This window comes from Stenotrophomonas sp. YJH_SMC_131 (genome assembly GCF_059367975.1).
The window spans coordinates 295,504-317,360 of record NZ_JCAFRJ010000004.1 but is presented as its reverse complement, the minus strand read 5'-3'; the positions used below and the strand labels follow the sequence as shown (position 1 = coordinate 317,360).

23 protein-coding genes are annotated in these 21,857 nt (G+C 68.0%); 14 read left to right on the top strand and 9 right to left on the bottom strand.

All coding sequences use genetic code 11. The features are described from left to right. Window positions 1–18 precede the first annotated feature (18 nt). From AC5P56_RS11120 to dkgB, 4 genes are read right to left on the bottom strand one after another with little or no spacing between them, the layout of a single operon-like run. A complete protein-coding gene (locus tag AC5P56_RS11120) occupies window positions 19–342 on the bottom strand; it encodes a MoaF-related domain-containing protein (RefSeq protein ID WP_142234818.1) in 324 nt (107 codons plus the stop codon). Beyond that, window positions 339–1,277 (bottom strand): cyclase family protein, encoded by a 939-nt coding sequence (locus tag AC5P56_RS11115; protein ID WP_126412369.1) that lies wholly within the window; start codon window positions 1,275–1,277, stop codon window positions 339–341. The genes AC5P56_RS11120 and AC5P56_RS11115 overlap by 4 nt, the downstream gene beginning before the upstream one ends. A 19-nt stretch (window positions 1,278–1,296) precedes the next feature. Further along, window positions 1,297–2,271, bottom strand: coding sequence for a TIGR03571 family LLM class oxidoreductase (locus tag AC5P56_RS11110; RefSeq protein ID WP_049439535.1), 975 nt, complete (start codon window positions 2,269–2,271; stop codon window positions 1,297–1,299). Window positions 2,272–2,282: 11 nt separating this feature from the next. After that, window positions 2,283–3,086: a 2,5-didehydrogluconate reductase DkgB gene (gene dkgB, locus AC5P56_RS11105; RefSeq protein ID WP_241886902.1), complete on the bottom strand. Its 804-nt coding sequence runs from the start codon at window positions 3,084–3,086 to the stop codon at window positions 2,283–2,285. A 118-nt stretch (window positions 3,087–3,204) separates the two neighbouring features. Between dkgB and AC5P56_RS11100 the strand changes: the two genes are divergently transcribed. After that, window positions 3,205–4,107, top strand: coding sequence for a LysR family transcriptional regulator (locus AC5P56_RS11100; protein WP_111206306.1), 903 nt, complete (start codon window positions 3,205–3,207; stop codon window positions 4,105–4,107). 269 nt (window positions 4,108–4,376) lie between these two features. Here AC5P56_RS11100 and AC5P56_RS11095 read toward each other — a convergent pair whose 3' ends face one another. Further along, complete coding sequence (locus tag AC5P56_RS11095; RefSeq protein ID WP_134808932.1) at window positions 4,377–4,853, bottom strand: MerC domain-containing protein; 477 nt, start codon at window positions 4,851–4,853, stop codon at window positions 4,377–4,379. A gap of 32 nt (window positions 4,854–4,885) precedes the next feature. Between AC5P56_RS11095 and AC5P56_RS11090 the strand changes: the two genes are divergently transcribed. The 8 genes from AC5P56_RS11090 to AC5P56_RS11055 all read left to right on the top strand — a co-directional run bounded on the left by AC5P56_RS11090 (window position 4,886) and on the right by AC5P56_RS11055 (window position 11,508). Further along, window positions 4,886–5,419, top strand: a complete 534-nt coding sequence (locus tag AC5P56_RS11090; RefSeq protein WP_046430878.1) for a ZrgA family zinc uptake protein — start codon at window positions 4,886–4,888, stop codon at window positions 5,417–5,419. Next, the gene (locus AC5P56_RS11085) at window positions 5,416–6,111 is read left to right on the top strand and encodes an ABC transporter ATP-binding protein (RefSeq protein WP_032962640.1); all 696 of its coding nucleotides are present in this window, start codon (window positions 5,416–5,418) and stop codon (window positions 6,109–6,111) included. The genes AC5P56_RS11090 and AC5P56_RS11085 overlap by 4 nt, the downstream gene beginning before the upstream one ends. Then, a complete protein-coding gene (locus tag AC5P56_RS11080) occupies window positions 6,104–7,357 on the top strand; it encodes an ABC transporter permease (RefSeq protein ID WP_495231646.1) in 1,254 nt (417 codons plus the stop codon). The genes AC5P56_RS11085 and AC5P56_RS11080 overlap by 8 nt, the downstream gene beginning before the upstream one ends. Before the next feature lie 2 nt (window positions 7,358–7,359). After that, entirely contained in the window at window positions 7,360–7,911 is a 552-nt protein-coding gene (locus tag AC5P56_RS11075) for a DUF3299 domain-containing protein (RefSeq protein ID WP_014647315.1), read from the top strand. Next, entirely contained in the window at window positions 7,901–8,518 is a 618-nt protein-coding gene (locus tag AC5P56_RS11070) for a DUF3299 domain-containing protein (RefSeq protein ID WP_046430871.1), read from the top strand. The genes AC5P56_RS11075 and AC5P56_RS11070 overlap by 11 nt, the downstream gene beginning before the upstream one ends. Then, window positions 8,518–9,264 carry a hypothetical protein gene (locus AC5P56_RS11065; RefSeq protein ID WP_401746961.1) on the top strand — a complete coding sequence of 249 codons (747 nt, stop codon included), beginning with the start codon at window positions 8,518–8,520 and terminating at the stop codon, window positions 9,262–9,264. Before AC5P56_RS11070 ends, AC5P56_RS11065 begins: the two co-directional genes overlap by 1 nt. Window positions 9,265–9,413: 149 nt before the next feature. After that, entirely contained in the window at window positions 9,414–10,946 is a 1,533-nt protein-coding gene (locus AC5P56_RS11060; RefSeq protein WP_495231645.1) for an MFS transporter, read from the top strand. A 4-nt stretch (window positions 10,947–10,950) separates the two neighbouring features. Next, complete coding sequence (locus AC5P56_RS11055; RefSeq protein ID WP_049420776.1) at window positions 10,951–11,508, top strand: TetR/AcrR family transcriptional regulator; 558 nt, start codon at window positions 10,951–10,953, stop codon at window positions 11,506–11,508. 317 nt (window positions 11,509–11,825) lie between these two features. Here the strand turns inward: AC5P56_RS11055 and AC5P56_RS11050 are convergent, their stop codons facing one another. Beyond that, window positions 11,826–12,707, bottom strand: a complete 882-nt coding sequence (locus AC5P56_RS11050) for an AraC family transcriptional regulator (protein ID WP_495231644.1) — start codon at window positions 12,705–12,707, stop codon at window positions 11,826–11,828. 106 nt (window positions 12,708–12,813) lie between these two features. Between AC5P56_RS11050 and AC5P56_RS11045 the strand changes: the two genes are divergently transcribed. Then, a complete protein-coding gene (locus AC5P56_RS11045) occupies window positions 12,814–13,350 on the top strand; it encodes a carboxymuconolactone decarboxylase family protein (RefSeq protein WP_461291097.1) in 537 nt (178 codons plus the stop codon). Between the two features lie 39 nt (window positions 13,351–13,389). On the opposite strand, the gene fdhD is transcribed toward AC5P56_RS11045, so the two are convergent. After that, window positions 13,390–14,238 carry a formate dehydrogenase accessory sulfurtransferase FdhD gene (gene fdhD, locus AC5P56_RS11040; RefSeq protein WP_014647308.1) on the bottom strand — a complete coding sequence of 283 codons (849 nt, stop codon included), beginning with the start codon at window positions 14,236–14,238 and terminating at the stop codon, window positions 13,390–13,392. A 244-nt stretch (window positions 14,239–14,482) separates the two neighbouring features. Between fdhD and AC5P56_RS11035 the strand changes: the two genes are divergently transcribed. Both AC5P56_RS11035 and AC5P56_RS11030 read left to right on the top strand, forming a co-directional pair. After that, window positions 14,483–16,768 carry an FdhF/YdeP family oxidoreductase gene (locus tag AC5P56_RS11035; protein ID WP_014647307.1) on the top strand — a complete coding sequence of 762 codons (2,286 nt, stop codon included), beginning with the start codon at window positions 14,483–14,485 and terminating at the stop codon, window positions 16,766–16,768. 481 nt (window positions 16,769–17,249) lie between these two features. Next, entirely contained in the window at window positions 17,250–17,789 is a 540-nt protein-coding gene (locus tag AC5P56_RS11030; RefSeq protein ID WP_495231643.1) for a DUF411 domain-containing protein, read from the top strand. A 116-nt stretch (window positions 17,790–17,905) separates the two neighbouring features. On the opposite strand, the gene blaL1 is transcribed toward AC5P56_RS11030, so the two are convergent. After that, complete coding sequence (blaL1, locus tag AC5P56_RS11025) at window positions 17,906–18,775, bottom strand: L1 family subclass B3 metallo-beta-lactamase (RefSeq protein ID WP_481452604.1); 870 nt, start codon at window positions 18,773–18,775, stop codon at window positions 17,906–17,908. A 203-nt stretch (window positions 18,776–18,978) separates the two neighbouring features. Between blaL1 and AC5P56_RS11020 the strand changes: the two genes are divergently transcribed. Together AC5P56_RS11020 and AC5P56_RS11015 are read left to right on the top strand one after the other, a co-directional pair. Next, window positions 18,979–19,245 (top strand): hypothetical protein, encoded by a 267-nt coding sequence (locus AC5P56_RS11020; protein WP_014647303.1) that lies wholly within the window; start codon window positions 18,979–18,981, stop codon window positions 19,243–19,245. A 9-nt stretch (window positions 19,246–19,254) separates the two neighbouring features. Next, window positions 19,255–20,433, top strand: coding sequence for a low temperature requirement protein A (locus tag AC5P56_RS11015; protein ID WP_164077891.1), 1,179 nt, complete (start codon window positions 19,255–19,257; stop codon window positions 20,431–20,433). On the opposite strand, the gene AC5P56_RS11010 is transcribed toward AC5P56_RS11015, so the two are convergent. After that, a complete protein-coding gene (locus AC5P56_RS11010; protein ID WP_495231642.1) occupies window positions 20,430–21,857 on the bottom strand; it encodes a coiled-coil domain-containing protein in 1,428 nt (475 codons plus the stop codon). The two genes, AC5P56_RS11015 and AC5P56_RS11010, sit on opposite strands and share 4 nt — an antisense overlap.

The following is a 21,857-nucleotide window of genomic DNA, read 5'->3' as shown; positions in this document are numbered from 1 at the left end:
GCCGGCCGCTGGCCCGCATCACAGCGCGTGCAGCGGCCCCTGCATGCGATGGAAACTGCCATCGGTGGCGGTGAACCAGGCCAGCGAATGCCCGCCCGCGAAGTCATCGACATGCACGACCGTGGCGCCATCGGCTTCCTGCCACGAAATGGCATAGACCCCGTCGCTGATCCGCTGCCATTCACAGGCGGCTTCGCCCCGCGCACCGGCATAGGCGCCGGAGACGATGGCGTACTGCACGTGGCGGCCATCGGCGCTGTAGACATTGTCGGCGGCCAGGCCGTCATAGCTGACGCGGAAGCGGCGGCCGGCGAACAACGGCAAGGCGGGGGCAGTGTTCATCGGATCGCCACCGGGTTGATGTTGACCTGGGTCGAACCGACGTACAGCGGCTGGCCGAGTACGAACAGGAATTCCCAGGCCTTGTCGCGCACCAGGGCACGGCTGTCGATCAGCTCCAGGTTGTAGATGCCACGCTTGGCCAGCATGTACTGGTTGATCGGGAACTCCTCGGCACCGTTCGGGTTCGGGTAGACCTCCGAGGCCCAGGTGTCGCCACCGAAGGCGACGATGCCCTGGTCGGCCAGCCACTTCGCCGCCTCCATGCCGATACCCGGTTCCACTTCCAGGAACTGTTTGTCGTCCTTGCCGATCAGTTCCAGCCAGCCGGTGTTGAACAGCACCACGTCGCCCTTGCGCAGGCGCAGCCCCTGCTTCTTCAGCACGGCCTGGATGTCGGCCACGGTGAACTCGGTGCCGCCGGGCACGATCGCCTTGCCGTAGTACGTGGTCATGTCCAGCACGACGCCACGGGTGACCATCGGCGGCACCTTCTCGACGCCGAGCTTGCGCACCCCGTCCACGGTGACGAAGTCGGCGGCCTTGTTGCCGTTGTAGTAGACGTTGTCGATGCCGATATGGCCGATGCCGTTGAGCTGGGTACCAACGCCGGTCCAGGCGTTCACCAGTTCATCGTTGAAGGTGAACTTGTTGGGGCCCAGCGACTTGCCAGCCTGCTGGCCGACCTGCACGTTGTACAGGCGGAAGCTGCGGTGGCGGAACGCGGGCAGGTTCTTGTCCACCGGCACCGCCAGCGGATAGGTCTTGCCGGTCCTGACCAGCGAGACCGCGTGCTTGACCACGTCGGCGGTCAGCAGGTTGGCCGCGCCGATCTCGTCGTTGGCGCCGTAGGCAGAGGGGTACCAGTCCTCGGCAGTGGCCTGGAAGGACAGCGGCAGGGTAGCCAGCGCTAGCGCGGCCAGGGTCTTCATCTTCATGGCAAAGCTCCGGTAACTGTCAGGCCGTCGCGGGGGCGGCAAGCGGGGCATGCGGCGCAGCGGCGCCGGCGTGGGCCGGGAAGTGCGGCAGCACGTACTCGGCGATTTCGTGGAAGGTTTCGGCCAACGGCCGTTCGTTGCGGCGGAACTGCAGGCCGATGTGGTCGACACCGGCCGCCCGCATGGCGTGCAGCTCGGCCAGCAGGGCGTTGCGGCCGCCGCGCAGGCCGAAGCGCCAGCGCTGCAGAGGAGCATCGGCATCGGCCACCAGGTCCAGGTGGATGAAGCTGGCATAGGGCTTGTTACCGGCCACGGCGCGCCAGGCCGCCACGCGTTGTACATGGTCCTGCGGCGTGCCCGGGTAGGCCAGGCAGCCATCCATGTGCTGGCCGATCCACGCCGGTTGCTGCTGGGCCAGGCCTGCCACGAACAGCGGCGGGGCCGGGCCATCCGCGGGCAGCACGTCCAGGCCCTGCGGCAGGTGCGCGGCGGCGCCTTCGCGCAGCAGTGCGATCTGCTCGCGGAAGCGGCTGCCACGGCTGTCGAAGTCGCGGCCGAACAGCGGGTACTCCACCGGGCGGTCGCCACTGGCCACGCCCAGCAGCAGGCGGTCACCGCTCAGCCGCTGCACGCTGCGTGCCGACTTCAGGGTCAGCAACGGCTCGCGGATCGGCAGCACCACCGCGCCGGTACCCAGCAGGATGTGCTCGGTGATGCCGGCCAGGTAGCCGAGGTAACTGAACACCTCGAACACCTGTGCGGCATCGCCGAAGGCCGGGTCGTACACGGGCACGTCGCGTACCCACAGCGCACGGAAGCCAAGGCGGTCGGCCAGCCGTGCCAGCTCCGCATGGCGCTGCAGGTCCGGTTCGCCGGGCAGGCGTCGCGCGGCGCGTCGTGCCTGTTCGCCCAGCGGCGTCCAGTCATTGTCCAGCGGTGCTTCGATGCCGATGCTGAAACCACCGGCCTGCAGCCGCGTCAACGCACTGCCCATGGCGAGGCTCCTCAGTCCCAGGCCGGGGCCAGGCCGGGCGGATCGACTTCGCGGCCGTTGCGGTCAAGCGCGGCGATCGCGGCCATGTCATCGGCATCCAGGTGCAGGTCCTGGGCAAGCAGGTTGCTGGCCAGGTTCTCGCGCTTGGTCGAGGACGGGATGACCGAGTAACCCCGCTGCAGCGCCCACGCCAGCGCGACCTGGGCGACGGTGGCCTGGTGCTTGTCGGCGATGGCGGCCAGCACCGGGTCCTTCAGCACCTTGCCGTAGGCCAGGGTCATGTAGGAGGTGACGATGATGCCTTGTTCCTGCAGGAAGGCAGTCAATGCAGGGTTCTGCAGGTAGGGGCTCAGTTCGATCTGGTTGGTGGCGATCTCGCCGGCGCCGACCACCTCGATGGCCTGCCGGGTCAGTTCGATGTTGAAGTTGGACACACCGATCTGACGGGTCAGGCCCAGCGATTTGGCTTCGGCCAGCGCGGTCATGTACTCGCGCAGTTCAACGCCATTGCCCGGCGCCGGCCAGTGGATCAGCAGCAGGTCGACGTACCCGGTGCGCAGCTTGGCCAGGCTGTCGCGCAGGCTCGGGATCAGCTTGTCTGCGGCGTAGTTGTCCACCCAGATCTTGGTGGTCAGGAACAGCTCGTCGCGCGGGACGCCGGATTCGGCGATGGCCTGGCCGACGTCGGCTTCGTTGCCGTAGATCTGCGCGGTATCGACCGCACGGTAGCCGACGTCGAGGGCGTTGCGCACCGAATCGATGACGGTCTGGCCGGTCAGGCGGAAGGTGCCGACGCCAAAGGAAGGAACGCTCATGATGGACTCCAGGGACTTCGTTGAGAGCCGGTGGGCTCGGGACAGGGCGAAGTGTGGGCGCTTTACATTTGTTTATTAAGCTGTGTATATGGGAAATGCTTTTGCGCCGAGGTAAAAAATGAAAACCACCCTGGATGAGCTGAAGGCCTTCGTGGCCGTGGTCGACAGCGGTTCGATCACTGCCGCGGCCGAAGAGCTGGAGCTGACCATCTCCGCCACCAGCCGCACCCTGGCGCGGCTGGAGGACAAGCTGCAGACCACGCTGCTGCGGCGGACCACGCGGCGGCTGGAGCTGACCGAGGAGGGAGCCGCATTCCTGGAGTACGCGCGCACGATCCTGGCCACGGTGGACGAGGCCGAGGAACAGATGGCCGCGCGGCGGCTGCAGCCGGTCGGGCGCCTGCGCGTAGACGCCGCCACGCCGTTCATGCTGCACGTCATCGTGCCGTTGCTGGAGGGCTTCCGCGAGCGCTACCCGCAGGTGGAGCTGGAGCTGAATTCCAATGAAGGCATCACCGACCTGATCGAGAAGCGCACCGACGTAGCGTTCCGCATTGGCGTGCTGCGCGATTCCACCCTGCATGCGCGGCCCATCGGCCACAGCCGCATCCGCGTGGTGGCCAGCCCCGAGTACCTGCGCCGGCGTGGCACGCCCACGCGGGTGGAGCAGCTGCGCGAGCACGACCTGCTTGGCTTCACCCAGCCCAGTTCGTTGAACGAATGGCCGCTGCAGGATGCCGATGGCGGCCCTTTCGTGATCGAGCCGGCGATTGCTTCGTCCAGTGGCGAGACACTGCGGCAGATGGCGGTGACCGGGCTGGGCATCGCCTGCCTGTCCGACTTCCTGACCCGCCAGGACCGGCGTGACGGCCGCCTGGTGCAGTTGTTCGCCAAGCAGACGCAGGAGGTGCGCCAGCCGATCAACGCGGTGTACTACCGCAACACCGCGCTGGCCGCGCGCATCACCTGTTTCGTCGACCACGTGACGCAGACGCTCGGCCAGCGTCCGTTTGACGAATAAGGCGGCGTAGCGCCGGGCGCTGGCCGGCTGCCGGGTCTCTGGGGCTGCCGGCCAGCGGCCGGCACTACCGACTGAGCGTCACCTGTTGCGTGGCCCATGTACGGATGGGTAGAGCCGGCCGCTGGCCGGCTGACGGGTCCCTGAGGCTGCCGGCCAGCGGCCGGCACTACCAGCTGCGTATCCCCTGATGCATGGCCCATGCATGCAGGGGGTAGAGCCGGCCGTTGGCCGGCTGCCGGGATCCCGCAGCTGCCGGCCAGCGGCCGGCACTACCGGCGGTTGTGCAGCGCGCGCCGGTTGCCGATGTGCGCGCATGCCAGCAGCACGCCACCACCAGCTGTCGCCACGCCATGCCAGAGCAGTGATTCCTTCAGCGGCAGGTATAGCGAGGCCGGCAACAGCAGGAGGGCGCCGACGCAGGCCAGCCTTGCAGGTCGCCAGCGCCCATGCCGGTGAACCCCGGCCAAGGTGCTCGCCAAGGCCAGCGACGAGGCCAGCAGCGCAAACACCCATTCCCAGCGCGACATCATCAGCAGCACCGTCATCGCGCCATGGCCGGGGTGCTGGAACGAGCGCAGCGCCATCATCGCTGCCGGCACGAAGGCCAACAGCAGGGGCAGGGCGATGCAATGGGCGGCGCAGGCCAGGGACAGCCAGGCCCCGGCTAGATCGAAGCGGGGGTGCCAGCGTGCCGAAGCTGGCGGCTGGGCCAGGGCCCTTGCAGGCGTCGTGGGGATGTGGTCCATAATGTTACATAGTAACAATTGGAGCCTCTCCCATGAAGCGTTCTGCTGCTCTTTTCCTGCTGCTGGCTGCCAGCGCTGCACAGGCCCATGATGTCCGCCAGCTCGGTGCGCACGTACACGGCCAGGCCACCGTTGATCTTGCGCTTGACCAGCAGACGCTGGAATTCGCCCTGCAGGCGCCCGGCATCGGCATCCTTGATTTCGAGCGGCCGTCGGCCAATGCAACCGAGCAGGCCGCGCTGGCGCGTGCGATTGCGCTGCTGCAAAGCGGCAGCTGGGTCACCTTGCCCACCGCCGCGGGCTGCCGCCTTATCGCGAACGATGCCAGGGCCGAGGGCTTCGATGCGATGGCTGCCGCGCCGCCGCCCGGTCAGCATCGCCACGCAGGGTTCAGCGCAACGCTGCGGTACCAGTGCACCAAGCCTGCCGGGTTGCGGGCCATCGTCGTGCGCCTGCCCGCAGTATTCCCGGGCCTGCACGAAGTGATCGTCAACAGCACCACCGCCCATGGCCAGAACCGCAGCGTGTTGACTGCGGACAATCTGCGCGTGGTGCTGGCACCGTGAGCATGCGACCGGTGATCGTGCTGGATGGCGTGCAGTTCGGCTATGGCCGGCGGCTGGTGCTGGACGTGCCGCGGCTATGGATCGAGCAGGGCAGCAGCGTGCTGCTGCGCGGAATCAGTGGCGGTGGCAAGAGCACGCTGCTCGGCCTGCTGGCGGGCGTGCTGCTGCCCGGCAACGGCCGCATCGAGGTCGCCGGCCACGCGCTGCAGGCGATGCGTGGTGCCGCGCGGGATCGCTTCCGCGCCGACCACCTGGGCGTGATCTTCCAGCAGTTCAACCTGCTGCCGTTTCTCAGCGTGCGCGACAACATCGCACTGGGCCTGCGCTTCTCGCGCCTTCGCAGTGCGCGCATCAGCGGGCCGTTGAATGCCGAGATCGCGCGACTGCTGCAGGCCCTGCAGCTGGACCCCGGGCTGATGCAGCGCCGCGCCGGCACGCTCAGCGTCGGCCAGCAACAACGCGTGGCGGCGGCACGCGCGCTGATCGGCCGCCCGGCGTTGCTGCTGGCTGATGAGCCGACCTCGGCGCTCGACCGCGACGCGGCGACCGCGTTCCTGAAGCTGATGTCGGCGCAATGCGAGGCGGCCGGCACCACGGTGCTGGTGGTCAGCCATGACGACAGCCTGCAGCCGTTGTTCGACCGCACGATTGCCCTGTCTCAGATCAACCAGGCAGGTGCCGACCATGCTTGAGCTTGCCTGGGCCAGCCTGCGCAGCCGCGCGTTGAGCGTGGGCCTGACCGTGCTGGTCATCACCCTCAGCGTGGTGCTGTTGCTGGGTGTCGAGCGTGTGCGCACGCAGGCGCACGAAGGCTTCGCCAGCACGGTGTCGGGCACGGACCTGATTGTCGGTGCGCGTTCGGGGCCGGTGAACCTGCTGCTGTACGCGGTGTTCCATATCGGTGACCCCACCAACAACGTGTCCTGGCAGTCCTACCAGGCGCTGTCCGCAATGCCGCAGGTGAAGTGGGCGGTGCCGCTGTCGCTGGGCGATTCCTGGCGCGGCTACCGGGTAGTGGGTACCACTGGCGGCTACTTTGAACACTATCGTTATGGTTCCGGTCACGCGCTTGCTTTTGCACAGGGGCGGCCCTTTGATGATCTGTATGACGCGGTGATCGGTGCGGAGGTGGCACGCGCGCAGAAGGTCGGCCTCGGCGACGAGATCGTGCTGGCGCACGGCACCGGCGCGGTCACGCTGGCCACGCATGCCGACAAGCCGTTCCGGGTCTCCGGCATCCTGCAGCGCACCGGCACGCCAGTGGATTCGTCGCTGCTGGTCTCGCTGCCGGCGATCGAGGCCATCCACGTCGACTGGCGCTCGGGTGTGCAGCTGCGCAGCCAGAGCGTCAGTGCTGAGCAGGCGCGCCACCTCGATCTGACCCCGACCAGCATCACCGCTTTCATGCTCGGCCTTAACTCGCGCATCGCCACCTTTTCGGTGCAGCGCAGGATCAACGAGTATCCCGAAGAGGCGATGCTGGCGATCCTGCCCGGGGTGACGCTGCAGCAGCTGTGGCAGTCGCTGGGCACGGCCGAGCGCGCCCTGCAGCTGATCAGCGCGTTGGTGGTGTTGCTGGGCATGGTCTCGCTGGTGGCGTTGCTGGTCTCGACGCTGCAGCAGCGGCGGCGCGAGATGGCGATCCTGCGTGCGACCGGCGCGCGGCCGGGTTACATCGCCGGCCTGCTGGTAGTGGAAGCGGTGGCAACCAGTGCCGTGGCCTGCGTGCTGGCGTTGGGGCTGCTGGTGGCCGCCAGCATGGCCGGACGCGGCTGGGCCCTGGCCACGTTCGGCCTGTCCATCACCCATGTCTGGCCGGATGGCCGCGAGCTGGGCTGGGTGGCGGGTGTGTTGGCGATCAGCGCGGTGGCCGGGCTGGTGCCGGCGTTGCTGGCCTACCGGCGCACCTTGGCCGATGGTCTGTCGCCGGGAGGCTGAGCATGCGCTGGATGCTGTCATTGCCGATGGTACTGGCGCTGGCAGCCTGCGAGCGGCCGGTGGATACCGGTGTGCAGGCGTTGCCACCTTCGCCGGTTGTCGACCACGCTGGCGCTGCGGATGCGGCGGAGCAGGAACTGGACTGGTTGCAGATGATGCCCAAGGACGAGCTGGCCGCGCTGGAGCGCGGAGAGGGCCCGGAGGTGGAGCACAACGGCAACCGGCGCATGCCGCAGTTCGGCACGTTCCGTACCGTGGATACGGTGCTGCAGCGTCCGGTGCGCCTGCCCGGCTACGTGGTGCCGCTGGCCACTGCGCAGGACGGGCGCCTGACCGAATTCCTGTTCGTGCCGTACTACGGCGCCTGCATCCACGTACCACCGCCGCCACCGAACCAGATCGTGCACGTGGTGCTGCCGCGCCCGATCGCCATGCCGGACATGTACTCGCCGTTCTTCCTGGCCGGCACCCTGCGTGCCGAGCGGCTGGATGATGATCTGGCCGGTTCCGCCTACACCATGCGTGATGCACAGTTGAGGCCCTATGAACCGTAGCGCTGTGTTGCTGCTTGGATGCGTCTGGTTGGCAGGCTGCACGTCACCGGGCGGTGATGCCGTGGTGGCCACGCCGCGCGACAAGCCGTTGCCCTCCGCCGCGCCCGAAACGCCTATCGACCGCTGGGACGCGCTGCGGCCGGACGAAGTGACCTATCAGCGCCCGCCCCCGCAGATCGGCTTGTCACGCAATGGCATGGACGGGGTGGGCGGCCTGATCGACGACACCGGCTCGGGCACGCCACCGGGGCAGGAAATCGACCATTCCAGCCCGGATCGCGCCAAGCAGTTCGGCTCTTCGCGCGTGGTCGACGCTGTCGACGGTCGCGCGGTGGATCTGGATGGCTACGTGGTACCGCTGGGCACCAATGATGCCGGCCTGGTCGATGAGCTGCTGTTCGTGCCGTTCTACGGTGCGTGCATCCACGTGCCGCCGCCGCCACCGAACCAGATCATCCATGTGACCCTGGCCACGCCGATCGCGCTGGGCGATCTTTGGGACCCGTACCGGTTGGCCGGCCGCCTGCAGGTGAAGCGCTTCGATGCGGACATTGCCAGCGCGTCCTACGATGCCGCAGCGGCCACGCTGACGGCGATCCACGACTGATGCGCATGCGCTGGATCCTGGCTGCCGGGGTGCTGGTGAGCGCAGTCGTGCTGCTGGTGTGGTGGCAGCGGCAGCGCGCACCCACCGCGCCGCCGGTGGTCGCGTTTCCAGCACCGGCGTCCGACGCCAGCCAGCGCATCGAACAGCGTTTGGGTGACGACCACGCGTTCCGCAACGACGTGCTGTTCCTGCTTGCGGCAACAGTGCGCGACCGCTGCCAGCCAGCGCAGGCGGGGCTGCTGGCGCGCATGGCCAATCGTGCATCGCTGCCGGTGCTGGCGGGAGTCAGCGCGGTGACCCAGCAGGATCCATCGCTGGACCGGCCGATCTACCAGTACATCCAGCATCGCGCCGATGCGACGCGGTGCGGGCAGCCGCTGCAGATGCCGTTGGCCGCTGGGCGCAGCATGGCGTTGGACATCGAACAGTACGCGCGCACATTCCCGGACAGCTACTTCGACCCGCAGCGCAGCAGTGAACCCCGGGATTTTGGTGGCCGGTCGTTGCAGCAGCGCGCTGGCAACGCCTGCAACAGCGTGGTGTATTCGGTGCTGCCGCTGGGTGGCACCGACTGGCGGTGCAGCAGCCTGCGCGCGAATGCCCGCGCGCGGGTGCGCGGCCTGTGCGAGGACGAGCTGCGGCGCCAGCACGGGGCAACGGGCGGGGAGCTGGACATGGCCGTGGGGCAGGGCATGCAGGCGGCGGTGGTAGCGGCGATTGCTGCGCTGCCGGAAGACTGCCGGTGATGATCCCGGACACCAGCCAAGACCGGGCATGAGGGGCACGGCAACATGAACATTGCCCGGACCGCAATCTGAGCCGCTGTCGCCGCCTTCATAACTATACAGGACATCCTGTATAGTTATCGCCGTAATCCACCCCACCAGGTTCTCCCATGGCTTCGTCCCAGCCCTTGGCCGGTGCTCCGGCCCTGTCGCGTGCCCGTCGCTGGGCACTGTTGTTCACCGTCGCCGCCGGCCTGCTGCTGGTCACGCTCGACAACTCCGTGCTCTACACCGCCCTGCCCACGCTGACCGAAGAACTCTCGGCCAGTGCCGGCCAGGCGCTGTGGATCATCAACGCCTATCCGCTGGTGATGGCCGGCCTGCTGCTGGGTGCGGGCACGCTGGGCGACCGCATCGGCCACCGCCGCATGTTCCTGATCGGCCTGGTGGTGTTCGGCGTGGCATCGTTGGCAGCGGCGTTCGCCGACACCGCAGGGCAGCTGATTGCCGCGCGCGCCTTGCTGGCGGTCGGCGCGGCCGCGATGATGCCGGCCACGCTGGCGCTGATCGGCCTGAGCTTCCACGAAGCGCGCGAACGCAACATCGCCATCGCGATCTGGGGTTCGGTGGCGATCGTCGGTGCGGCACTTGGCCCGATCATTGGTGGCTGGCTGCTGCAGCATTTCTGGTGGGGCTCGGTGTTCCTGATCAACGTGCCGGTGGTCGTGGTCGCGTTCGTGGCCACGCTGCTGCTGGCACCGGAAGGCCAGCGCGACCCCTCGCGACCGTGGGACCTGGTTTCGTCGCTGCTGGCTCTGGCTGCACTGTCCGGCCTGGTGCTGGCGATCAAGTCACTGATCGCTACGCCGCCGTCGTATGCGCTGGGTGCAGGCGCGCTGCTGCTGGCCGCCATCAGTGGTGCGGCGTTCGCGCGCCGCCAGCAGCAGCTGCCGCACCCGCTGCTGGACTTCGCGATCTTCCGCAATCCGGCGTTCCTGGCCGGCACGCTGTCGGCGGTGTTCACCCTGTTTGCGATGGCCGGCCTGCAGCTGGTCACTACCCAGCGCTTCCAGCTGGTGGCGGGCTTTTCTCCGCTGCAGGCGGGCCTGCTGGTGTCGGTGGCCGCGCTGGGCAGCCTGCCCAGTGCGCTGCTGGGCGGCAGCATCCTGCACCGGGTGGGCCTGCGCCCGCTGATCTGTGGCGGCCTGGCCGCAGGTGCGCTGGGTGTCGGCGTGGTGGCATTCGGCTTCCCGCACGGCCTCGGTTGGGTGGTCGCCGGCATGGCGATCACCGGCTTCGGCATGGGTTCGGCCATCTCGGTGGCGTCCACCGCCATCCTCAACAACGTACCGGCGCACCGTGCGGGCATGGCCTCGTCGGTGGAAGAGGTGTCCTACGAGTTCGGTGGCCTGCTGGCGGTGGCGATGCTGGGCAGCTTGAGCGCGGCGGTGTATGGCGCATTCCTGCCGGTCTCGGCCGACATGCCCGCGCTTGCACGGGAAGGCTTCACCCAGGCGCTGCACGTGGCACGTGAAAGCGGGCAGGGCGAGTGGTTCGCACTGGCCACGGCCGCGTATGACCGCGGCTACCAGATCGTGCTGCTGGTGATCACGGTGGTGCTGGCGCTGGGCGCTTCGATCATCGCGCGCCTGCTGCGCGGGCGCGTCGGCGGCCGCGTGGGTGCGGCCGATCGCGTAAAATGACGCGATGAGAACCAGCAAGCGCGACCGCATCCTCGACGCCGCCGTCAACGTGATCAATCGTGATGGCGTGCGCGCAGTGACCTTCGAGTCGGTGGCGGCCGAGGCCAAGCTGACCCGCGGCGGCCTGCTGTACCACTTCCCCTCGCGCGAGGCGCTGCTGCGCGGCATCGACGAGCACCTGGTGCAGGCCTGGGAGACGTCGATGGAAACGCTGCTGGGCAAGCGTGCAGACGAAGCCTCGGCGCTGGAGCGTTACCAGACCTTCGTGCGCGTCTCGGCGCAGAGCGCTACCCGTGCCGAGCTGATGTTCATGCTCGAATCGGCCGACCCGGACGCCGATGAGCGCCCGTGGGGCCCGGCGGTACGGCGTTGGGCGCCGCTGCCGCCGTCGGCCGGGCAGAGCGACCCGGCCGCGCTCGACAATTTCGTGGCACGGCTGGCCGCCGACGGCCTGTGGATCTACGAGGCGATGTACGAGGGGCAGCTGGATGAAAGCGTGCGCGCCCAGGTGGCCGAACGGATCGCCGGGCTGCTGGCGAAGCCCGATGGAACGTCCAGTTGAGCGGGCAGCCGGCGCGCCGACATCGCCCGTGGTAGAGCCGACCGCCGGTCGGCTGTCCTTCGGTCAGGCCACGGAAATGCCGCTTCGATCGCCCGTGGTAGAGCCGACCGCTGGTCGGCTGCCCTTCGGTCAGATCACGAAAATGCCGCTTCGATCGCCCGTGGTAGAGCCGACCGCTGGTCGGCTGCTCTTCGGTCAGATCACGAAAATGCCGCATCGGTAGAGTCGATCGTTAGTCGACTGCCCTTCGGTCGGACAACGAAAATCCCGCGCGTCGCGCGATGGTCGACCAGCGGTCGACTCTACCCCTCATCCATTTACCCAGCCTGCGCGGCGCCCGCGGCCAGCCACGCCCTCGGCGAAGCCCCCAACCGCTTGCGGAACGCCTTCGACAACGATGCGGTATCGGCAAACCCCACCTCGATCGCCACCTGCTTGACCGCCACGCCGGCCCGCAGCTGCGCGCAGGCCAGGCTCAGCCGCCAGTCCAGCAGGTAGCTGGCTGGCGTTGCCTGCATCACGTCCTTGAACACGGCCGCGAACGCGCTGCGCGACATGCCGGCAGTCGCAGCCATGCGCGGCAGCGTCCAATCGTCCTGCGGCGCCTGGTGCATCGCCACCAGCGTACGGGCCAGCCGCGCATCGGACAGCCCGCGCATCAGCCCATGGCTGACGCCCGCCGCATCCGGGTGGTCCACCACCCAGCGCAGGATCTGGATCAGCGCCACCTCGAACAGGCGGTTGGTCAGCAGCCGGGAACCGCAGCGCTGGCGATCGGCCTCGGCGAACAGCAGGTGCAGGGTGTCATCCAGTTCGCCGATCGCCGCCAGCGGCACCACCATCACCGGTGGCAGCGACTGCACGATCGGATTGCGCGCGCCGCCATCGAAGTCCAGCGTGGCGCAGGTGAAATCCGGGCCATCCAGCGGTGCGTTGAAGAACACATGGTGCAGCGGCTGCGGATACAGCAGCAGGCTGGGTGTGTCGATCTTCAACCGGGGCAGCGCGATATCGCCCCCGGGATGACGGACCTCCATTTCACCCTGGCGCAGGATGTGCAGGAAGGCACGACCGGGCTGCGGCTCGAAGACGTGGCGCCCGCACAGCGGACCACTGTGGAACAGCGCGGCCTGCACCCGGAAGCGTTCCAGCAGAGAGGAGAGGCGGTCGGGTGCGGAAGTGTCGGCGGACACGTTCATGGATGAATGGACAACATGTGTGGTTTATTGCGTCTGGTTCGTCCATGGATTCTACCTAGGATGAGCGGGTCGTCCAATCCCGGGCGCTTTCCCAAGGAGATCCACCATGTCCCGTGTCCCCCTGATCGATGCCGCCAACACCACCGCCGACCGTCAGGCCCTGCTGGGCCAGGTCCACGCCGCCTTCGGCGCCACCCCGGCCATGTTCCGTGCCGTAGCCAACTCGCCGGCCGCCCTGCAGAGCATGTGGGGTGCGTTCGGCGCGCTGGGCGGCGGTCGACTGTCGCCGCTGCTGGGCGAGCAGATCGCCGTGGCCATCGCCAACCGCAATGCCTGCGAGTACTGCCTGGCCGCGCACACCGCGCTGGGCCGCAAGGCCGGCGCCAGCGGCGAGCAGATGGCCGCCGCGCAGATCGGCCAGTCCAGCGATCCGGCTACCGCCGCTGCACTGGACTTCGCGCTGAAGGTGGTCGAGCAGCGTGCGCAGATTGCCGACGGCGATGTGCAGGCGTTGCGTGAGGCTGGCTTCGATGATGAGCAGATCGTTGAGATCCTCGCCCACGTCGCGCTCAACCTGTTCACCAACTACGTCAACGTAGCGTTCGACGTGCCGGTGGACTTCCCGAAGGTCGCGCTGCGCTGAGGTGTACCGGGCCGGGGGACGCAGTGCTCCCGGCCATCCTCAGCGGGCGTGGCCGTCGTGCGCCTGCAGCCGCTCCGGATGGGTATACACATTGAACCCGCTTTCCCGCGCGAACCCGACCAGGCACAGGCCGGCGCTGCGGGCCAGATCGATCGCCAGCGCGGTCGGCGCGGACACTGCCGCCAGCACGCTGGCGCCGGCGCGCACTGCCTTGCTCACCATCTCGTAGCTGGCCCGGCTGGAAATCACCAGCAGGCCGCCTTCGATGGCGTGTTCGTTGTGGTGCAGGGCGCCGATCAGCTTGTCCAGTGCATTGTGGCGGCCGACGTCCTCGCGTACCCAGCCGATGCGCCCACTGGCGTCGGCCCAGGCCGCGGCATGGATCGAGCCGCTTGCCGCATTCATCGGCTGGTGCTGCGCCAAGCTGGCCAACGCCCGCTGCAGGGCGGTGGCGGAATAGCTGCGGCGCTCGCGGATCTGCGGCAGTGGGCGCAGCACTTCTTCCAGCTGGCGCGTGCCGCACAGGCCACAGCCACCACGGCCGGGCAGCAGGCGTCCCTTGTCGGGGTCGAGGTTTGCGCCGGGCGCAGCCTCGTCCACGGTCATCTGCAGCTCGATGCCTTCGAGCTGTGGGTGGATATCGATCGACAGCAGCTGCGAGGGCGCGCTGATCAGGCCTTCGCTGAGCGAAAATCCGAGTGCGAAGTCCTCCAGATCACAGGGTGTGGCCATCATCACGGCAAAGGCGGCATCGTTGTAGCGCAGCGCCATCGGCACTTCCTCGGCCACCACGTCGACCTGCTGCTGTTGCGTGCCGCCGCGCCAGCGCTGCAACGGGCGTTGGGCGGTGCCGGCAGGCGGGGTGTGCGGCGGGATCGAATCAGGCATGCAGCGCGTCCGGACAAGGGAGAAACGCGGGCGGGCCACCGCCTGCGGTTTCGAGGATAGCGCAGTGGTCGCGCGCAGACGCGGCTGTAACCGTTGCCATGGCAGGTTGTGCTGAAATCAGCCTGTGCCCTCTGGCGAAGCGCCGTGGGCCGTGCTTGACTGTGCGGCTGGTCGTGCCACTGAATGCACCGCCGGACCGCGTTGTGCCGTTCGTTGTTGTGTTCCTACTGCCAGGTTCCCGAACATGTCCGAGCAGAAACCGCCGCGTTACAAGCCCTACAACCAGCCCGCCGGAGGCTGGGGTGCCGCCGGCGCCACGGCCAAGGTGCTGCTGCAGCAGAGTGTGATCGGCAAGGGATCGAAGGCATTGCTGGCGATGAACCAGCCCGGTGGCTTCAAGTGCCCCAGCTGCGCGTTCCCCGATGCCGACGAACGCAAGAAGCTGGAGTTCTGCGAGAACGGCGCGAAGGCACTGGCCTGGGAAGCCACCCAGTTCCGCGCCGGCCGCGAACTGTTCGCCCGGTACACCGTGACCGAACTGATGGCGCAGACCGACTACTGGCTGGAGATGCAGGGCCGGCTGACCGAGCCGATGCGCTACGACGCAGCCACCGACCACTACGTGCCGTGCAGCTGGGACGATGCCTTCGCGCTGATCGGCCGCCACCTGCAGGCGCTGGACAGCCCGCACCAGGCCGAGTTCTACACCTCCGGCCGCACGCCCAATGAAGCCGCGTTCCTGTATTCGATCTTCGTGCGCGAGTTCGGCACCAATAATTTCCCGGACTGCTCGAACATGTGCCACGAGCCGACCAGCCGTGGCCTGCCGCCGGCCATCGGGGTGGGCAAGGGCACCATCGTGCTGCAGGACTTCGAGCATGCCGAGGCGATCTTCGTGATCGGCCAGAATACCGGCACCAATTCACCGCGGATGATGAGCAACCTGGTCGAGGCGCGTAAACGCGGCATCCCGATCGTGGCGGTCAATCCGATGCCCGAGCGTGCGCTGATCCGCTTCGCCGAGCCGCAGGACGTGGTGCAGATGGCCACGTTCGGTTCGACCGAGATCACCAGCGAGTTCGTGCATATCCGCATCGGCGGCGACCTGGCCCTGATCAAGGGCATGATGAAGGTGATGTTCGAGCGTGAGGCACAGGGCGAGCGCGTGCTCGACCATGATTTCCTGTCGGAACACACGGTGGGCCTGGAGGCGCTGCGCGAAGACGTGATGGCGCAGGACTGGGACCAGATCGTGCAGGTGTCCGGCATTTCGCAGGCGCAGATCCGCCGCTGTGCGGAGATCTACATCCGTTCCAAGGCCACCGTGATCTGCTACGGCATGGGGCTGACCCAGCACCAGTACGGCTCGCGCCTGCTGCAGCAGGTCGCCAACCTGCTGTTGCTGCGTGGCAACTTCGGCAAGCCCGGCGCCGGCATCGGACCGATCCGTGGGCATTCCAATGTGCAGGGCGACCGCACCGTCGGCATCGACGAGAAGCCCAAGCCGGCCTATCTGGACCGCGTGCAGCAGGTGTTCGGCTTCGACCCGCCGCGCGAGCATGGCCACCATGTGGTCGAATCCATCGAGGCGATGCTGGACGGCAGCGCCAAGGTGTTCATCGGCCTGGGTGGCAACTTCATCCATGCCGTGCCCGATACCCCGCGTGCGTATGAGGCAATGCGTGGCCTGGAGCTCACCGTGGGCATTGCCACCAAGCTCAACCGCGGGCACCTGGTCCATGGCCGCGATGCACTGATCCTGCCGGTGGTGGCGCGCTCGGAGCGCATCGTTACGCCCGCCGGCGAGCAGTTCGTCACCATCGAAGACGCGATGTCGAATGTCACCGCGTCGCGCGGGGTACTGGAGCCGGTCAGTGCCGAGGTGTTGCCCGAGGTCGAGATCGTCTGCCGGATGGCACTGGCCACGCTGCCCGACAGCAGGGTTGACTGGGCCGGCTGCATGCACGACTACGCGCCCATCCGCGAGCTGATTGCCGCGGTGTATCCGGAGATCTACACCGGCTTCAACGAGCGCATCCAGCAGCCACACGGTTTCCATCTGGACATTCCGCCGCGCCGCCGGGTGTGGCCCACGCCCAATGGCAAGGCCAACATCCTGGTGATGCCCGGCCTGGACGTGGACGATCCGGTGCACGATCCGGACATGCTGCGGTTGGCCACGGTACGCTCGCATGATCAGTACAACACCACCATCTACAGCTACAACGATCGCTATCGCGGCGTGTACAACGATCGCATGGTGCTGTTCATGAATATCGAGGACCGGCTGGCGCGCGGGCTGGAGAAGGAAGCGCTGGTCAGCCTGGAGACGATCAGCGGCGATGGCGTGCAGCGCCGCATCGAGGGCCTGACGGTGCTGGACTACCCAATGCCGCGCGGCGCGCTGGCCGGTTACTACCCGGAACTGAACCCGTTGCTGCCGCTGGACTACTACGACCGGATCAGCGGCACACCCGCAGCGAAGTCGATCCCGGTGCGGATGCGGGCGATGGCGGCGGCGATTGCGTGACGCGCATCGGCTATCATCGGCGGGTGAACCTGCCTGGCCTGCTGCTGCGATGGATGCTGCTCGTTGCCCTGGTGCTGAATGCACCGGCGCTGGCGCTTGGCTCGTCTTCGTACGGCGGGTCGGCCAACCAGGATCACTGCGCTGCACCGCACGCGGCTGCGCTGGCGGCAGCCGGCTGCTGCGATGATGCGGCCCGGGCGGCCTGCCAGAGCGGTGAGTGCGAATGCCCGCCAGCCTGCCTTGGCATGCTGGCCACGTTGAGTGGAACGCCCGCCTCGCCGTGGCGTGAGGCGCCTGTAGCTGCCCGTTCCCAGCAACGCGCATCGCCGCCGATGCCGGACCCGTTGCGTCCCCCCATCGTGTGATGTCCTGCAGGCGCTCAAGCGCCTGCCATGACTGTTCGGCTCTTTCTCGCCTCTGCCTGCGCCTTCGATGCGCGGGCGGCGGGCCGCGTTGCCCGCCTCAGCAAAGGAATCACTCAATGAACCGTTCTCTCTCCCTCGGCCTGCTGCTGGGCACCGTGCTGGCCACCACCGCCTGTGCACGTGCCGCCGAAGAATCCGCCGCCGCACCGGTCGCCAGCAAGGCTCCGGTGGCACCGATCCAGGCCAGCCCGGCCAAGGTCGATCCGGCCCTGCCGGTGGCCATCGTGCACAAGACCGCCAGCTGTGGCTGTTGCGGTATCTGGGTCGACCATCTGAAGGCCGCGGGCTTCCAGGTGGACGTGCGCGATACCGATGACATGAATCCGATCAAGGTCCGCCTGGGCGTGCCGGTCGGCAAGGCCTCCTGCCATACCGCCGAGATCGGCGGTTATGTGGTCGAAGGCCACATCCCGGCCGAGGACATCAAGCGCCTGCTGGCCGAACGCCCGGCCGCACGCGGGCTGGTGCTGCCCGGCATGCTGGCCGGTTCGCCGGGCATGGAAATGCCGGATGGTTACGTGCAGTCGTACACCGTCGAGCTGGTGCGGACCGACGGCAGCACCGAGCCGTTTGCCCAGCACGGGCAGGGTGGCTGATGGAAGGCGGGTGCCGGTCGTCCTGACCGGCACCCTTCGACGCGTCTTGTGTAGAGCCGAGCTTATGCTCGGCTGTGTTTGGCCGGCAAGCCGAGCATGGGCTCGGCTCTACAGGATCAGCGGGCTCCGGCCGTTTCCTTGGCCAGCTGTGCGTCGAACTTCTTCTCGGCCGCATCCGCGTAGGCCTTGCAGGTCAGGGCGTTGGCTCCGGCCTCTGCACCCGCGGCATAGTTCCAGTTGCTGGCGCCCGGATGCGGCGTCAGCAGCAGGTCGCAGGGCAGGCCGCGCACCGTAGCGAAGCTGCGCCGGTAGTCCTCGACCAGGCGGGGATAACGGGCGTTGCCCTGCAGCTGGTAGCCCGGCGCACTCAGGCTGTCGGCGTAGGCGATGCGCACCGGCTGGCCATCGCGGGTATCGGTCCAGGTCCAGGCGGTGCTGCCTGGGGTGTGCCCCGGCATGAAGTGCGCGGTGAACGCGATGCCGCCTACGGTGACCCCTTCGCCATCCATGATGATGCGGTCGGCGCTGGCCGGCGGAAAGGTGATGCTGTCGCCAAAGTGCAGGTCGTTGCTGCCACCGCGCGCCAGCAGCACGGCCGATTCGGCGTTGGCCGCTACGCTGGCGCCGGTACGGCGCTTCAGCTCCGCCACTGGCCCGGCATGGTCGGCGTGTGCGTGGCTGAGCAGGATCAGCCGTAGATCCTGTGCTGCCACCCCGCGTGCCTTCATGTTGTCCAGCAGGTGACCGGCCATCTGCGGCATGCCGCCGTCGAGCAGTACCGCACCGTCGGCGGTCTGCACCAGCAGCGCGGTCAGGTCCTCGGTGCCGATCTGCCAAGTGTGGTCGGCAATTTGCAGCGGTGCCATCGGCTGCAGCCACGAGGCGTCCACGGTGTAGGCCTGCAGCTGCGGCAGCGGTGCGTCGGCGGCAGTCACATCAAAGGCAAGTGTGGCAGTCAGGGCAAGGGTCGTCAGGCAAAGGCGCATGGCGGAGAGGTGTCTGGGCAGGGTCGGATGAAACTACCACGCGGGCCGGGCGGACCGTTTCGCGAATAATTCATGGCTGCGATAAGGTGCGCCGCAGCCTGCCCAGGGATTGTTCGCTGGCCATGGATTGTGAATCCACCTCCACGGGCTGGAGCGCAGAATCGGCCGGGGCTAGCCTGCTACCAGGCTCAAGGAGGTGGACCATGCACGTGCTCATGGTGATGCTGGGTGGCGTACTGCTGCTGGGGGTATTCGTGCTGTTTGGCCATCTCTGGAGCACGGGCACCTCGCAGCTGCCCACGGCACTGATCGCCTTCATCGCCACCTGGCTGCTGGTGGCCGTGGCCAACATGTGGGTAGGGGTCAGCAAGGCCGGCTACGCGGTACGCGAGGAGCTGCCGATCCTGTTGCTGGTATTCGCCGTGCCGGCGCTACTTGCCGGTTTCCTGTACTGGCGCCTGGCGCGCTGAAGGAGTTCCATGAGTACCCGACTGCGCCTGCCCGCGCTGCGCCACCGCGATGGCCATCATGCCCGCGTGACCTACGAAGAACTGTTCTTCGACCTGGTCTACGTGTTCGCGGTCACCCAGCTCAGCCACCATCTGCTGCACCACCTGGATCTGGCCGGCGTGCTGCAGACCCTGGTGCTGTGGTTCGCGGTCTGGCTCGGCTGGCAGTACGCGTGCTGGGTCAGCAACTGGTTCGACCCGGAGGCGCCGCGCATCCGGGGCCTGATGTTCGCCACCATGCTGCTGGCGTTGTTGATGTCCTCGTCCATTCCCGAGGCGTTCGCCGATCGTGCGTGGATCTTCGCCGGGGCGTACGCCACGATGCAGGTCGGACGCACCGCGTTCGTGCTGCTGGAAGTCGGCCGCAACCATACGTTGGCGCCGAATTTCCGCCGCATGCTGGCCTGGGTCAGCGTGTCGGCCTGCTTCTGGCTGGCCGGCGCGGCGGCCGAGGGCCACCTGCGGCTGGCACTGTGGGCGATGGCGGCGGCCTGCGAATACATCTCGCCGATGTTCGGCTTCGCGTTCCCGGGCATGGGCCGGTCGCACACCCGCGACTGGACCATCGAGGGCGGTCACCTGGCCGAACGCTGCCAGCTGTTCGTCATCGTCGCACTGGGCGAGACGTTGCTGGCCACCGGGGGCGTGCTCAGCGACGTCGAGCACTGGAGCCTGCAGGTGATCTCGGCGGTGCTGGCCACCTTCGCTGGCACGATTGCCATGTGGTGGCTGTACTTCGGCATCTCCAGCCGCGATGCCACAGAGGCCATCACCCACGCCGAAGACCCGGGCCGGATGGGCGCCAATTTCCATTACGTGCATGCCCTGCTGATCGCCGGCATCATCGCCACCGCGGTGGGCAACGATCTGGTCATGGACCATCCGGCGGCGGCCGTCACCACGGTGTACGCCACGGTGATGGTGGCGGGCCCGCTGATCTATCTGCTGGGCAGTGCCCTGTACAAGCACGTGGTCTATGGGCGCGCGCCGCCCTCGCACCTGCTGGGCGCCGCCGCACTACTGATGCTGGGCCTGGTGTTGCCCTGGATGCACCTGCTGGCCGCCGGATGGCTGACCAGCCTGGTGCTGCTGGGCGTGGGGTTGCTGGATGCGCGGCTGAAGCGGCGCACCCGGCCGTTGCCGGGCTAGAACCCGCCGCCGGTCTTGAAGTCACCGCCGCCGCTGATACCACCGCCGCTGTGGAAGCTGCTGCCGCTGGAACTGGAGCTGGAGCTGGAGCTGGAGCTCGAACTGGAGCTCGAACCCGAGCCGGAACTGCTGGAACCGCCCGAAAGCAGGTCGAACAGGCCGCCAGAGGAGCGGGTGGTGCTTCGGCTGCTGGTGGTGCTGAAGAAGGATGCGGCGACGGTGGCCGGCGCGGCGGCCCGGTAGCTCGGCGCCTCGTAGGCCTGGCGCTCGATGTCTGCTGCCGCCTGGTAGCTCCTCCGCGCCGCCTGCAGGCTGTCCAGGCGCTTTTTCAGCACGGCCATTTCGCGGGTGTGCTCGCCTACCATCCCATCGATCTCGCCCAGGCGCAGGCGACTGCGATGGATGCGCCCGAGCACGGCATCGTCCTCGCCGGAGGCGGTGGCGGCCACGCGCCGGTACAGGTCGTCCATGCTCTTGGCCGACAGCGTGCGCGCCAGCGCGGTGAGCAGGGCGCTGCCTTCGGCATCGGTCCAACTGCGGAAGCCGTCGATCTGTGCCTGCTTGGCATCCACGGTCTGACGATGCAGCTGCTCGGCCAGCAGCGCCTGCGCTACTGCGCCCTGTGCCGTCTGCAGCTGCTGGCGCAGCGGGTCGCCACCGGCGCGGGCGAGGGCGGCATCGCGGGCCTGCTGTACCGGTTGGCGGGCCGCCTCCACGTCGTCGCGGGCGCGTCGGGCATGTTCCTGCAGATAGGGCGGAAGCTCGACCAGCGTGGCGTACTCGCGACGGGCACGGTCAAAGCCGCACAGTTCGGCCAGCCAGCCGTCGACGGTGCGCACCAGTGGCCAGCCGCGGTAGGCCGTGCTGCCGTAGCTGCGCCGGTGCAGGTACATGAAGATCGGGTCGGCCTGATAGGCGCCGGCCTTGGCGTCATGCTCCGATTGGGCAGAGGAAGCCATGCGCTCGACCGTGTCGGCACGCGCCACGGCCAGCTGCAGGTCGTCCTGCAGCGCCCTGTAGGTAGGTTCCGCTTCCAGCGTGGTGTCCACCTGGTCCTGCAGGGCCTGCCAGCGTCCGCCGGCGGCGTCGCGTGCGGCAACGGCCTCCTGCGACCGCTGCTGCAACGACTGCTCGATGTCCAGCAGCGCCTGCAGTTCGTCGTCCAGCACCGCCGCTTTGCGGTCACGGCGCTGCAGATCGGCGCTGGACTGCTGCAGCAGGTCCCGGGCCAGCATCGGCGGCGCATCGTTTGCGGCCTCGGCCTGCAGGCGCGCCAGGGCGTTGAAGTCGTCGCGGACCCGCCCGTGCAGCGCTTCCTGTTCCTTGATCAGCTCCCGGCACTGGTCGCCACGCGCGGCCAGTTGTGCCTGCACCTGGCCGATATCGGTTTCGACATCGGCAATCGCGTCGTTCAGGTCTCTCAT